11 protein-coding genes are annotated in these 14,222 nt (G+C 27.9%); 9 read left to right on the top strand and 2 right to left on the bottom strand.

The genetic code is table 11. The features are described from left to right. Positions 1–444 precede the first annotated feature (444 nt). Positions 445–1,371 carry a conserved phage C-terminal domain-containing protein gene (locus tag CDIF1296T_RS16565; RefSeq protein WP_009898317.1) on the top strand — a complete coding sequence of 309 codons (927 nt, stop codon included), beginning with the start codon at positions 445–447 and terminating at the stop codon, positions 1,369–1,371. Between the two features lie 359 nt (positions 1,372–1,730). Here the strand turns inward: CDIF1296T_RS16565 and CDIF1296T_RS16560 are convergent, their stop codons facing one another. Beyond that, complete coding sequence (locus CDIF1296T_RS16560; RefSeq protein ID WP_003434287.1) at positions 1,731–3,383, bottom strand: cell wall-binding protein Cwp21; 1,653 nt, start codon at positions 3,381–3,383, stop codon at positions 1,731–1,733. A gap of 598 nt (positions 3,384–3,981) precedes the next feature. On the opposite strand from CDIF1296T_RS16560, the gene CDIF1296T_RS16555 reads away from it, so the two are divergent. The 3 genes from CDIF1296T_RS16555 to CDIF1296T_RS16545 are packed head-to-tail and all read left to right on the top strand — an operon-like array spanning position 3,982 to position 6,084. Continuing rightward, positions 3,982–5,103 (top strand): aldo/keto reductase, encoded by a 1,122-nt coding sequence (locus CDIF1296T_RS16555; protein ID WP_009891610.1) that lies wholly within the window; start codon positions 3,982–3,984, stop codon positions 5,101–5,103. 35 nt (positions 5,104–5,138) lie between these two features. Next, on the top strand, positions 5,139–5,552 hold the full coding sequence (locus CDIF1296T_RS16550) for a MerR family transcriptional regulator (protein WP_003434285.1): 414 nt from the start codon (positions 5,139–5,141) through the stop codon (positions 5,550–5,552). Continuing rightward, positions 5,545–6,084 carry a flavodoxin family protein gene (locus CDIF1296T_RS16545; protein ID WP_009898315.1) on the top strand — a complete coding sequence of 180 codons (540 nt, stop codon included), beginning with the start codon at positions 5,545–5,547 and terminating at the stop codon, positions 6,082–6,084. Before CDIF1296T_RS16550 ends, CDIF1296T_RS16545 begins: the two co-directional genes overlap by 8 nt. Positions 6,085–6,283: 199 nt before the next feature. On the opposite strand, the gene CDIF1296T_RS16540 is transcribed toward CDIF1296T_RS16545, so the two are convergent. Beyond that, the gene (locus tag CDIF1296T_RS16540; RefSeq protein WP_003434280.1) at positions 6,284–6,769 is read right to left on the bottom strand and encodes a hypothetical protein; all 486 of its coding nucleotides are present in this window, start codon (positions 6,767–6,769) and stop codon (positions 6,284–6,286) included. 904 nt (positions 6,770–7,673) lie between these two features. Between CDIF1296T_RS16540 and CDIF1296T_RS16530 the strand changes: the two genes are divergently transcribed. From CDIF1296T_RS16530 to CDIF1296T_RS16510, 5 genes are all read left to right on the top strand, one after another. Beyond that, positions 7,674–8,051: a RidA family protein gene (locus tag CDIF1296T_RS16530; protein WP_003421988.1), complete on the top strand. Its 378-nt coding sequence runs from the start codon at positions 7,674–7,676 to the stop codon at positions 8,049–8,051. A 395-nt stretch (positions 8,052–8,446) separates the two neighbouring features. After that, positions 8,447–10,252, top strand: coding sequence for a sigma-54-dependent Fis family transcriptional regulator (locus CDIF1296T_RS16525; protein ID WP_009898314.1), 1,806 nt, complete (start codon positions 8,447–8,449; stop codon positions 10,250–10,252). 76 nt (positions 10,253–10,328) lie between these two features. Further along, positions 10,329–10,868 (top strand): 2'-5' RNA ligase family protein, encoded by a 540-nt coding sequence (locus CDIF1296T_RS16520; protein WP_003427977.1) that lies wholly within the window; start codon positions 10,329–10,331, stop codon positions 10,866–10,868. Between the two features lie 613 nt (positions 10,869–11,481). Beyond that, positions 11,482–12,696, top strand: coding sequence for a diaminopropionate ammonia-lyase (gene dpaL / locus CDIF1296T_RS16515; RefSeq protein WP_009898313.1), 1,215 nt, complete (start codon positions 11,482–11,484; stop codon positions 12,694–12,696). Between the two features lie 332 nt (positions 12,697–13,028). Beyond that, a complete protein-coding gene (locus tag CDIF1296T_RS16510) occupies positions 13,029–14,216 on the top strand; it encodes a YgeY family selenium metabolism-linked hydrolase (protein WP_003421980.1) in 1,188 nt (395 codons plus the stop codon). Positions 14,217–14,222 lie beyond the last annotated feature (6 nt).

Genomic DNA, 14,222 nt, shown 5'->3' with positions numbered 1-14,222 from the left:
TCTTTGCATATAAGTATAGTCTTCGTAATAATTAGTATACCATAGTGATTTATTTTTAATTGTGTATTTATATAAATACACAACTTATGATATGGACGAATTATTATGCAAATAAGCTGTAATTAAATAAATTGCAATATAAACCAGTTGAAACATAAGTTAGGGAAATATTATCAAAGTTATTATTTAGCATAAGAGTATAGAGGGAATAAAATAAGATTAAAAAATTACATACTAAATTTAATAAAATTTTTATATTAAAAATAATATTAAGTTTATTGTTTAAATAAAAAAGTTAAATCTACACTATTAACTTATTATACTTAAAACTTTAAAATGAAAATATCAAAGAATACTTTTTAATAAAAATAATCATTTAATAAGTTATTTAAAAATCTAAAAACTTTACAACAAATTATCTATTTAAATTGGAGGAGTGGGAATATGAGTAATAGTTTTTATCAATTAAATTCAGCAGTATTATATTTTAATGAAAAAAGAGATGTAAATAGAATAAGGTTTAATCACTATGTAATGAGAAAAGAAAATATACAAAGATTAAAAGGAACTCTGCCAAGAGGACAATTTATGATGACAGTAAGGAAAGCTGCATCTGACCTTGATGTATCTATATCTACAATAAGTAGACTTGTAAATGAATTTATAGATTTAGGTATATTGAGGTTAATAAGTAGGGGAGTAAAGGGAAATTGTTGTTCTGTATATAGTTATGTTTGTTCTGAAAGTAGTAATGCAGAAATTGTAACAAAGAATGGTGATATTTTCAAAAATATAGAGAAATACATTGATGCAACTATTAACAATAACCAAAAAACAATGAAATATAAACATAGAGATGAGTTGTTTAAGAACAGTAATACCAACATATACAGCCGTATAAATCAAGAGAGTATAGACAAAGATTATGATTTGATAATTCATACTGGGTATGAAACAGAAAATGAGACAAAGAAAAAAGAATTATTAAAAAATAATTTAAATAAAAAGAATTTAAATAAAAATACCTTTGAAAATTCGGATGAAGATTTGACTGAAGATTCTACTTATAAAAATCCAGAAAGCATACATGAAATTATTATAAGAAAATTAAATAGTGAATCAGGAAAAAATTTTAAAGCTGATTTGAGTATAACTAAGGCACTTATAGATAAAAGATTAAAAGAAGGGTATAGTTTAGAAGATTTTTACAAGGTTATAGAGGCAAAGGTAAGAAGATGGAGATATACAGATATGGAAATATATATAGAACCAACAATTCTGTTTGGGTATGAATTTGAGTCGTATTTAAATGAGGAGAGTTCTTTATCTGCTTGTAATTATGGTGATATGTGTTATGAAGATATGTATTGAGATATTTATTAAGATATTAGTTGCTTTTTAGTTGTTTAAAATATGTTTATGTATAAATAGTGTATTAAAATGGAGTTGTCTCAAAATAGAGAGAAGCCTCTTCTTAATTGTTTAAATGATGAAAATATATTTGATTTAATACAAAGGAGAGTGCTTTATGAGTTAGAAGATTTATTTTGAGACACTCACTTTTTTTAATATACTGGAGAAATATAACCCATTTTACAAGAGTGCATAGGTATATATAATGGCATAATGTGGATTTAAATTAAAAAAAATAAAATAAAGCCATAAATATTGAAATTTTCAATATTTATGGCTTTATTGCTTGTAATAATTAATAGAATATATATTTTTTATTAATCATCTATTTCAAATTCTAATATTTTACCAGTAATTGCATTAATTGTTATCTCATATTCAGTTTTTCCTTTTATTATTTCACCTTCATATTCTTTGTCATCTTCATCATACTTAAATTTTACTATTTTCCCACCAGGCACTTTATCTAGCATTATTGATTTAGCTTTTTCAGCACTAATAATAGAACTGTTGTCATTAGTATTAGAGTTATTCTTATCATTATCATCAAAGTCATCATCAGAATCATTGTCCATGTCAATATCTACAATTCTTCCATCAAATGCACTTATCTCTAATTCATATGTTTTCTTATTTTTTATTACTTTAGCCTCATATTCGTTATCTTCAGCATCATATTTACAATAGATTAAATTACCATTAGGAATAGCATCTAATGCTATAGACTTAGCTTTATCCAATGATATATTTTGTGTACCTAAATTATTATCATTTAAGTCATCATCTTTTTCAATTTCTATTATTTTACCAGAGTAGGCATCAATTTCTATCTCATATAGGATATTATCCTTTATAACTTTGCAGTCATATTCATTATCATCTTCATCATAATAACAAACTAAAATATTGCTTCCTGGAAGAGCTTGTTTTAATATTTCTTTAGCCTGTATTAAAGATATTTTTTTAGTTTTATTTCTTATGTTCACATTTTTTAGTTTTAAAATATCTTCAAATGCTTTTTGATTATATCCTCCTCCTACTTGTGTTATTTCATCTATATCTTTATTTTTAATAAATTCTTTTTGACTATTTACAAGGCTACCATTAGATATCATTATAGGAGAATTTTCTTTAGCAGCTAGTACTCCTATTGATAATGAATCTACTAATGCATTTTCTTGGTTAATACCATCTTTAGCTACAAATACATTATTTATTTTTTTATCTTTATAAAATTTATCAATAATTTTTGCATTAGTATTGTTTCTATCTGAACCACTGATTCTTTCTCTGTTTGGATATTTCTTTACTGTATTGTCTGATAAAATCTTATTTCCTCCAACTATGTAAGATTTTTTTATAGACCTATTGTTTAAGAAATTTATACTACTATCATTGCTGTTTTCATCTGATACTAATATTATAGGCATATTATGTATTGCTGCTGGAGAAGCTATACTAACTGCATCAGATAGTCCCTTTAGTCCATTTACAACTGCAACATTTTCTACCTTTTTTATCTTATCTATTTCTTTAAGTACATTTGTAGACATTTCATATATATTGTTTCCTACTATTTTATTTATTTTTATGTTAAGTGATTTTATTTCATTTTCTACTTTGGAAGAAATGCTATTTCCACTATCTACAATGTACACATTATCTACACCAAGCCTTTTAAGCTCAGCCTTAGTTGAATTTTCAATACTGTTGTTGTTTACTAAAAGTATAGGTGCATTCTTTAGCTTAGCAAATGGATTTGCACAAAGTGCACTTTGAATAGAATTACCATTAACTATAATGGCTGTTTTTGATTGAACCCATCCCAATTTACTTACTTCTACTGCTGTTTCATATCTTGTTTTACCTATTAATCTTTCTTGCTTTGTAGTATTGTCTGCAAAAATTGCTGAAGAACTAGAAAAAAACATCATACCTGATATTAATATAGCTAAATTTTTCTTATTCATATTTTTACCTCACAATCTTTAAAAATTTGTTATTTAGCATACTTAATAAAATATAATCTTAAAATCAAATTGATGCTGAGTTTGAAGTTACAAAATCAACAAATAAGATTTCTTTAATACAAAATTTTCCTTTTTATATTTAACATTGTATCACAAATATAAAAAGGAAAAAACTTTTTAAAAAGGGTATACACTATTCATTTTTTATCTTATAAATAAGTCTTTACCACTGTTTCATATATTTTAAAATAGACACAAGACCTATTTCTAAATCTTTTATAAACATTTTAGGTGAAATTTCTTTTTAAACATATCTAAAAAGTATTTGTAGTAATATTAATGGACTGAATTTCTTAAAGTATATATTTCTTTACATGTTGGAGTTTGTGAAGTTTGAGAATTGGAGGGTGAAAGAAACATGTAATGGATTAATATTAAAGAACTGTATTTTTATAATATTTGTCTTAAAAATAAAAAAATCTATTGACTTGAAGTTAACTCCAAGTAGTAAAGTATAATTATACAAGAATTATATACTTGTAAGAATAGTTAAAGTAGAGAGAAAAAACAAACAAGTTTTAAAGGGGGAAGTAAAACAATGGAGGCAAAAAAATTAGGATTTGGATTAATGCGTTTACCAATAAAAGATGAAAATGATGTTACAACTATTGATATGGAACATTTAAATAAAATGGTAGACACTTTTTTAGAAAGGGGATTTACATATTTTGATACAGCCTATGTGTATCACATGGGAAAAAGTGAGATAGCACTTAGAGAATCTCTAGTAAAAAGACACAAAAGAGAGAGTTTTACTATAGCTACAAAACTTCCATTAATGGCTTTAAAGAAAAAAGAAGAGCAAGAAACCATTTTTAATGAGCAATTAGAAAAATGTGGTGTAGACTATTTTGACTACTATCTTTTACACAATATAGGCGTGTCACATTATGAAGTAGCTAAAAAATTTGATAGCTTTAAGTTTATTGAAGAAAAGAAAAAAGAAGGAAAAATAAAGAATATTGGTTTTTCTTTTCATGATAGTGCAGAATTATTGGATAAAGTCTTGAGTGAGCATCCAGAAGTAGACTTCGTGCAATTACAGATTAATTATTTAGATTGGGATAATGAAAGCATACAATCTAGAAAATGCTACGAGGTGGCAGAGAAGCATAATAAGCCTGTAATTGTTATGGAGCCAGTAAAAGGAGGTACACTTGCAAAGATACCAGAAAAAGCAGAGAAATTATTGAATGACTACAATCCAGATATGTCAATTTCATCTTGGGCAATACGTTTTGCAGCAAGTAAAGATAATGTTATGATGGTCTTAAGTGGGATGTCAAATATGGAACAATTATTAGACAATACAGGATATATGCAAAATTTCAAACCATTCGTACAAGAGGAATATAATATTATAGATGAAGCAGTAGAGATTATCAACGAATCAATTTTAGTTCCTTGTACTGCCTGTCAGTATTGTGTAGAAGGCTGTCCAAAAAATATCGCTATTCCAAACTATTTTGCGTTGTACAATGCAGAAAAACAAGCTCTTAATACTGGATTTTCAACACAGATGGTCTACTATAATAATTATACTAAAACTTATGGAAAGGCCTCAGATTGTATTGAATGTAAACAATGTGAAGAAAGCTGTCCTCAACACATTAAAATTATAGATGCTTTAAAGAATGTAGCAGAAACCTTTGAGAAATAATTCAATCTATACAATATCAAGAGGAGAAGATATGTATGACGATTTCAGAAGTTAGTAAAAAATACGAGCTTTCAGCGGATACTTTACGATATTATGAACGAATTGGTTTAATACCACCTGTAAATAGAAATAAAAGTGGAATTAGGTCTTTTACAGAAGAAGATTGTGAGTGGGTTAATTTCATAAAGTGTATGAGAGGTGCAGGTCTTTCTATTGAGACATTAATTGAGTATGTAGCTATGTTTCAACAAGGGAGCAGTACTATCAAAGCTAGAAAAGAACTTTTAATAGAGCAGAGAAACCAACTAGCAAAAAGAATAGAAGAAATGCAAAAAACTTTGGAACGATTAAATTTTAAGATTGATAGATATGAAGAAGGTATTATTGAGAAAGAAAAAGTATTAAAGAGCAGTAGAAATAAGAAAATGGAGGCAGTATCTTATGAGTAAAAATGTATTAATAGTATCAGCTAGTCCTAGAAAAGGTGGAAATTCTGATTTATTGTGTGACCAGTTTATACAAGGGGTATTAGAATCTAAAAATCAAGTGGAGAAGATATTTTTAAAAGATAAAGATATTAACTATTGTACTGGATGTGGTGCTTGTTATGAAAAAGAAGCAAATTGTTCACAGACAGATGACATGGGAGAAATTCTTGAAAAAATGATTGAGGCAGATGTGATTGTTTTAGCGACTCCAGTTTATTTTTATACTATGAATGCGCAAATGAAAACTATGATTGATAGAACTTGCTCTAGATATACTGAAATTTGTGATAAAGATTTCTATTTTATCGTTACAGCAGCAGATGAAAATGTGGCTGATATGGAAAGAACAATAGAAGGATTTAGAGGATTTACATCATGTCTAAATGGTTCTAAGGAAAAAGGTATAGTATATGGTGTAGGTGCTTGGAATGTAGGTGATATTAAGGGAAGTAAGGCAATGAAACAGGCATATGAAATGGGTAAGTTGGCGTAGTATGTTTGTATAAAATTGTATAAAATTGAATATATTCTTATCATTTCAACAATAAAAAGAGGCTTATCTGTATTTTGAGACAGCCTCTTTGTGCTATATCATTTATTTTTATTCTATATCCTTATTATACCCTTTATTTTTTTATGCCTATTTAAGTATCTGTTGTTACTCATATATTTTAATAATTACCCTTAAAAAACTATACAGATTCCTGCATAATATTATTTTCTTTAGTAATTAATTTTTCTAGGTTTTTCCAATCCATTTCTTCCATATTTGCAAAATAATGACCACTTCCTATGCAAGTCAGGTAAGACTTTCCATCTAATTCAAACGAAGAACCTCCAATACACTTTGAATTACATTTCTTACAAGTACGAGTTTTAGTTATACTATCTTTAATAGTTTTAGAGCATTCCTCCACAGCATCTTTATATGTATTTAGATGAAAAAGATTTGCTTTAACTCTCCATTTTTTTTCATTACATTCAATAGTAAATAAGCTACGTTTTGGTTTCTTAGTTGAATATACTATTTTGTAAGAACGAGCACCTGTTTTTGGTTCAATTTTACAATCTAATGATTTACCAAGTTCATGTAAATGACATGCAATATCATAATCTTTACCACTTAGTACTTCTAACATTTCTTCTGTTGTTTCTGCTGTTAATTCACTTTTGCTCATATTAAAAAAATCCCCCTATATAAATAATAATTTCATATGAAAATAATTAATATAAGTATATTAAATAAAACTATTAAAATCAATAAAATTACTGCAATCTTACATTATTGGGCATAGAATGAGAGCTAATGATTTATTAGAAATAAGACTTAATAGTATGAAAATTTACTTAGACGTGGTACAATTCTATAAAAGATTTAAAACTAGGAAAGGAGAAAGTTGTTGAGATACGGCCAATATAACAATTTATTTATAAGTTGTAAATTTATTATGAGATTAATTAGATTGTTAAGTAATACTATCAAAAGGTAGTTTTTTGGATTTTCAGCAACAGTGGTAGATATTGATAATTTTTTGGTTATTATTATATTTAGCTGTTATATTTTCAATAGGCTCTATGATAACTAGGGTAAATAAGGTATGGGTAAAGGTTTTATTATTTATAATAGTGGGATTGTCAACTATAGTTCTTTCATATGTAATAACTTGATTATGCAAAATTCTATGAAGCAGGAACCCTGTGACTTTAGTCATGGGAGGTTCAGAATTTAAGGTTAAAAAATAACTTTAATCTGTAAATTCTCAAAACAAGAATTCTCATGTTGGTAAATTTCTAGATATGAGAAAAAAATTGACATCATAAAAAAGTAATTTTAGAGCGTTTTTTGACGAAAAAATTCAGAAGTAACTATTTTGAATGACTTCACAAAATTTTATATATAAATAAAGTTTGGCACGTTAATTGCTTTAATAAAAGTTAACAAGACACAAATAAACATAATCATCTAAGTATTGATTATTTGAAGTTTTAGATTTGAAATTTAATCTAAAGGTTCGTATTAATATTGGTGTTTAGGAAATTTTATTTTCCTGTAAATATAACTTAATAATAGGAGGTGAAGTCATGTCAAAAGTAGTAATAGCTACAGAGAAAGCTCCAGGAGCAATTGGACCATATTCTCAAGCAATTCAAGTTGGAAACATAGTTTCTACATCAGGTCAACTTCCAATAGATATGAAGACTGGCGAGTTAGTATCTGACCCAAAAGAAGCAACAAAAGCTTCTTTAGATAATGTAAAAGCAATATTAGAACAAGCTGGTACAAGTATGGATAAAATATTTAAGACTACAGTATTCGTAAAAGATTTAAAGGATTTTAATGATATTAATGAAGTATATGCTACATATTTTAAAGAAAATCCACCAGCAAGGTCATGCGTACAAGTTGCTCAATTACCAAAAGATGCAGTTTTAGAAATTGAAGCAATGGCAGTATTATAAGTATTATAACAATAAAACCAATAACAAAACTAATAAAAATTAAAAACTAATAAAAAAAGTCTACAATTAAAAAAGTTTATATTAAAAAAGTCTATATAAAAATCTATCTAAATATTTAACTATTGAGCTTTTCTCATATAATGTATATTTTTATGTCAAAAATATATTTGTTATATGAGGAAAGCTTTTTTTTATTATTGTATTGTGATTTATTTTATTGTCTGCATATTATAATTAAGGTTACTATATAAAACAAACTTTTTATAAATTAATATTGTCTGTTTTAACGCAAATATATAAATAAGTAATGTTTTATATATATTTTAAAGAGTGACTATATGTTAAAATATAGCTAAACTGATAATTTGGTAAATTAAATTCTAATGGGGGAAACTATGTTAAGTAAATTAAAAGAATTTCAACAAGAAATGATAAAATACACTGAAACAGTAGCTAGTGTGTTAGATGTAGATATTGAAATAGTTGACGATAGATTAATAAGAATTAGTGGTACAGGTCTGTATAAATCAAAGATAAATGAAAGCGTTGTTACAGAAGGATTTATTTATGACAATGTTATACAGACAGGTCAGGAATTAGTCGTATTGGATATATGTGATAATCAGCTTTGTATAGAATGTTCCCATTACATGAAATGCTTAAATAAAGTAATAATAGCAGTTCCAATAAAGTATAATAATCGAACTATAGGAGTAATTGGTGCTATTAGTACAGATAAAACTAAAAAAGTAGAAATAAGTGCAAAAATAGATAATTATTTAAAATTTGTTAATCATATATGCGATTTAATTTCTATGAAAATAGAAGAACATGAAGCGTCAAAAAATAGCAGTAGAAAAATGGATATGATGATAGAAATCATTGAAAATGTTGAAAAAGGCGTTATAATACTAGACATAAATAGCAAAATATCTTATATAAACAATATAGCTCTAAAAAAATTAGATATAGATAAAAATATAATAGAAAATATAGTAAATATAGTATCTGTTGAATCTTCCTCAAATGGACATGAATTACTAGAAATTGATATTGATAACAAAATTTATAATATAAATGCCAAAATAATTCCGGTATATCCATATATAAATCAATACGACAAAATAATAATATTTGACAAGACATATATCAATCATAAAGGACATGGAAAAGTGAATAGTGGCTGGGGAAATAGTGATATAGAGTCTATAATTGGAAATTCAGAAGCAATGTTAAAAGTAAAAGAGAGAACTAAGAAATTAGCAAAGTCAAATTCAACTGTACTTATAACTGGGGAAAGTGGTACGGGTAAAGAGCTAATTGCTAGGGCTATACATGCTGAAGGTAGCAGATGGAACAAGCCATTTATTGCGATAAACTGTGCTGCTATTCCAGAAAATCTCCTTGAAAGTGAGCTATTTGGCTATATAAAAGGTGCATTTAGTGGAGCTAGTAGTGGAGGGAAAGTAGGTAAATTTGAACTTGCAAATGAAGGTGTTATATTTCTTGATGAAATAGGAGATTTGTCAATGCCTTTACAAGCAAAGTTACTTAGAGTTTTACAAGAGAGAAAATTTGCGAGAATTGGGTCAAATAAACTTATAGATTTAGATATAAGAGTGATTGCTGCTACAAATAAAAACTTATTGAAATTAGTAAATGAAGGTAAGTTTAGGGATGATTTATACTATAGATTGAATGTAATTCCTATAAATTTGCCACCTCTTAGGGAAAGAAAGGATGATATTGAGGCAATAATGATGAAGTTTGCTTCTAAATATTCTTTAGAATTAGGTATTCAGTTAAATAAAATAGAAGAAAATGTAATGAATATGTTGATTAACTATAATTGGCCGGGAAATATAAGGGAACTGGAAAATGCAGTTGAATATATGATGAATTTGGTTGGAGATGATGGAATAATATATAAAGATATGCTTCCATTAGATATTTTAAACTATTATAATATTAATGGAAATATTTATAAAAATAAGGATGTAAATATAATATTTGAAGATGATATAGTTGGAGGGATAGTAGAGAATCAAGAAAGGATACTTTCAATTAAAGAATTAGAGTTGACTTACATAAACAAGTTGTTGAATAAGTATGGAAGAGATACAAAGACGAAGAAGAAGATAGCAAAAGACTTAGGCATAGGTTTGGCTACACTATATAGAAAATTGGAAGAGGAACAGTAGTAATATAATATTAAAATGATAGGTATTTGTGTGTTTTTATAGATAGGTATTTTTACTTTATGGTGGAGGTGTTATTATGCAATATGCGATAGAGCTATATTATGATAAAAAAACGGAAAAGCAACTTTTTGATTTATCTAAAAAAATCGCTGATGAAAAAATTAGTACGAAGTACTTAGAATGGAAAACAAGACCTCATCTTACTTTGGCTTGTTTCAATGATGTGGATGAGGCTTGTTGCATAGACAAGCTAAAGGGGTTTGCACAAAACCATAAGGTAATACCTGCTTACATTGGTTCAGTAGGCATGTTTAATGATACTAAAACGGTGTTTGTATCACCTATAATGAATAGCAGTATGTATCAGTTTCAGAGAGAATTATATGAGGTACTACAAGATTTTGATTCAAATGGTTGGGAATGGTACCACCCCAATCGTTGGGTACCCCATTGCACAATAGCACTTACTGGAGATGATGAAAGTGAGGCTTTTTTTCGGGCAAGTGATGTATTACTGCGTGAGTTCAAAAAAATAAGTGGTGAGTTTGTCTCAATAGGATTGGTTAAAATTACATTTCCTGTGGAAGAAATTTTTACAGTGAATATGAATAGGTAACTTTAACTCTGTTGTGGATGTTATGAATATTTTGTATAGTGCATTTCATCAGATAAATGCGAAGTTGCGAATTTCGACAGCTCAATAGTCGCAAGTAGGGCACAATGGTACACATATTGCACTTTTGCTTATTGGGGGGACGCCCATGTAAACTTCTGTAAGAAGCTATGAAAAGATTTAAGCCATTTTGGAGGCTTTGGGTAATAAAGAATATAAAGTATATAAAGTATATAAATTTATAGAGTTTATGCGTAAGAAGGTTATAGCCATATATTTATAGAAAATAAAAGTAGTAATATATCTGACAAAACAATAGACATATAAAAAATAAGAGCATAATAAAGGAAGAATTAAGACAAATAAACGATTTCTCGAATTGATAATTCTCGTATTGATAAAAATTTCCCAATATGAGAATTTTTTCTTTTATAAATCTTATTTTTCACACTCAAAATTTATAAACTTTAAAGAAATTTTATAAAAGTATGTAATTCCAACATAAAAAAATTGTTTTTAGAATAAATAATATTGGCACGGTAATTGCTTTGCTATAAGGCACAAAGATAAAAAATTAAAATGACACCGAAAAATTTGAAAGGGGAATATAAAATAAATGAGAGAAATAAAATGGAAATTAAATAACTTACCTAAATCAGAGGAAAAAGAAAAAGGAATTGAATTTTTAAAAGATGAAGAGATTGCAAAGGCTAAAGCTTTTCATGAGAGCTTTCCACAATATGAAAAGACTCCTTTAGTTAAATTAGATAACTTAGCAAAATTACTAGGCGTAAGCGGAATATATGTTAAAGATGAATCTTATAGATTTGGCTTAAACGCATTTAAAGTTTTAGGTGGTTCTTACTCTATGGGTAGATACTTAGCTCAAAGATTAAATACAGATATATCTGAGTTAGGGTATGATAAATTAACTTCAAAAGAAATAAAAGAAAAATTAGGAGAAATAACTTTCTTTACAGCTACAGATGGAAATCATGGTAGAGGAGTTGCTTGGACAGCTAATAAATTAGGTCAAAAATCTGTTGTATTAATGCCAAAAGGTTCTTCTGAATTTAGATTAAATAAAATCAAAGGAGAAGGTGCAGATGCTAGTATAACAGACTTAAACTATGATGATGCAGTAAGATTAGCTAATGATTATGCAGAAGCTGATGACCATGGAGTAATGGTTCAAGATACAGCATGGGACGGATATGAAGAAATACCAGCATGGATAATGCAAGGATATGGAACTATGGCTAAAGAAGCTATAGAACAATTAAAAGAATATGGAGTAGATAGACCAACACACGTATTTGTTCAAGCAGGAGTTGGTTCACTTGCTGGTGCAGTTCAAGGATATGTTGCTTCAATATATGATGAATGCCCAATAACAGTAGTAGTAGAGGCTGATGAGGCTGATTGTTACTATAAATCAGCAGAAGCTGGAGATGGAAAACCAAGATTTGTTGGAGGAGATATGCCAACTATAATGGCAGGGCTTGCTTGTGGAGAACCAAACACTATAGGTTTTGAAGTGTTAAAAAATTATTCATCAGCATTCGTTTCAGCACCAGACTGGGTATCTGCTAAAGGTATGAGAATATTAGGAAACCCTCTAAGAGGAGATGAGAAAGTAATCTCTGGAGAATCTGGAGCAGTTACAACTGGAGCATTAGTTTCAATCCTTGAAAGTGAAGATTTAAAAGACTTAAGAGAAGCTTTGAAACTAGATGAGAACTCTAAAGTATTATTAATAAGTACAGAAGGAGATACTGACCCTGATAAATATAGAGATATAGTTTGGAATGGTGAATGCCAAAGTAAATAAAAGACTTAAGGAAAAGAAAAACTTAACAAATAAATGAAAAATTTAAGGAAAATAAAAACTTAAATAAGTGAAAACTTTAAATAAAATAAAAACTAAAACAAATGAAAAATCTAAATAAATGAAAAAGTAAAGCAAATGAAAAATTCAAAATAAAAACTAAATAAAATTAAATAAAACCAAATAAAATTAAAATAAAGTCTAAATAAAAATTTAATAAATAAAATATAAAGAAATAAAAAATCAATAGATTAAGTGAAATGCTAATAAATTAAAAAAGTGAAATATCAAAATAAAACGTCAACAAACTAAAAATTATATGGGGGAATATCAAAATGTTAAATGAAACAAGAAAAAAACAATTAACTGAAGTATGCCAAGACTTAATAAGAAATGCTAGTTATTCAGGTCAAGAAGAAAACGTAGTAAAAGCTATAGAAGAAAATTTTGCTTTACTAGGTTTTGATAGTTGGTCAAGAGATAGATATGGAAATATAGTAGGATGTATAAAAGGAAATAAACCAGGTAAAAAAATATTATTTGACGGGCATATAGATACAGTTCCAGTTCCAGATGCAAGTAAATGGAGTGTTCCTCCTTTTGAAGCGAGAATAGTAGATGGGAAAATATATGGTAGAGGAACTTCTGATATGAAGGGGCAAGTAAGTGCTATGATGGCTGCTGTTTCATATTTTGCAGAAGATACTAACAAAGACTTTGAAGGTGAATTGTATGTAGCAGGTGTTGTTCATGAAGAAATATTTGAAGGTGTTTCAGCTAGAGAGATAAGTAAGGCTGTTCAACCTGATTATGTTGTAATAGGTGAATCTTCAGAATTAAACCTAAAGATAGGTCAAAGAGGTAGAGGAGAAATAGTAGTAGAAACTTTTGGTAAACCAGCTCACTCTGCTAATCCAGAAAAAGGTATAAATGCAGTTTATAAAATGGCTAATGTAATCCAAAAGATACAACAATTAGTACCTCCAACTCATCCAGTTTTAGGTGATGGAATATTAGTTTTAACAGATATAAAATCTTCTCCATATCCAGGAGCATCAGTAGTGCCAGATTATTGCAAAGCTACTTTTGATAGAAGATTATTAGTTGGAGAAACAAGAGAAGGCGTATTAGCTCCAATACAAGCTTTATTAGATGAAATGATGAAAGAAGACCCAGAATTAAATGCAAAAGTTTCTTATGCAGTTGAAAAAGCTGATTGCTATACAGGAAATACTATAGAAAGTGAAAGATTCTTCCCAGGTTGGTTATATGATGAAGAAGATGAATTTGTTCAAGCAGCGTATAAGGGATTAAAAGAAGCTGGAATAGATTCAGAAATAACTCAATACTCATTCTGTACGAATGGAAGTCACTACGCAGGTGAGGCTGGAATAAGAACTATAGGATTTGGTCCTTCTAAGGAAAATCTTGCTCATACAATAGATGAGTATATAGAATTAGACCAATTATTCAAAGGTGCAGAAGGATATTATGGTATATTAAAATCAGTTTATAAAAAATAATTAGGA

The organism is Clostridioides difficile ATCC 9689 = DSM 1296 (genome assembly GCF_001077535.1).
Lineage (GTDB): Bacteria > Bacillota > Clostridia > Peptostreptococcales > Peptostreptococcaceae > Clostridioides > Clostridioides difficile.
The sequence above is the reverse complement of the archived record's forward strand: the minus strand, read 5'-3'. Positions and strand labels throughout refer to the sequence as shown.